This is a genomic window from Acinetobacter johnsonii (genome assembly GCF_048551975.1).
GTDB classification, from domain to species: Bacteria; Pseudomonadota; Gammaproteobacteria; order Pseudomonadales; family Moraxellaceae; genus Acinetobacter; species Acinetobacter johnsonii_A.
Genome location: NZ_JBIMCF010000129.1, coordinates 1 through 311 on the forward strand (window position 1 = coordinate 1; position 311 = coordinate 311).

At 34.7% G+C, this 311-nt stretch carries 1 pseudogene; it reads right to left on the reverse strand.

The features are described 5' to 3' along the window. Nucleotides 1–311, reverse strand: a pseudogene (locus ACG9ZB_RS16930) (hypothetical protein); the annotation flags it as partial.

Below are 311 nucleotides of genomic sequence, written 5' to 3' on the forward strand. Positions count from 1 at the left end.
GTCCTGCACTTCAATATAATTTTTCAAAACTGATAAAGGAATATATTTGATTTTGTGCCAGAGGTTAGCTTGAAAGTGATATAGCTTTTCATCATTAAAGTTTTGATTTAACACCTGTTCGATCATTTGACTGAGTTTTAAGATGTTCTTTTGTAAATAATGCCCAATAGTGTCATTTAGGTTTGAGTCTGTGACGGTTTCCAGTACCGACTTGCCCATTTTCATAAAACTAGAAACACCCGTCACACGTTTGGTTATGACGGAGTTGTTTAAATAGTCTTGAATTGAGTGCTGAATGAGCTGAGTAATCA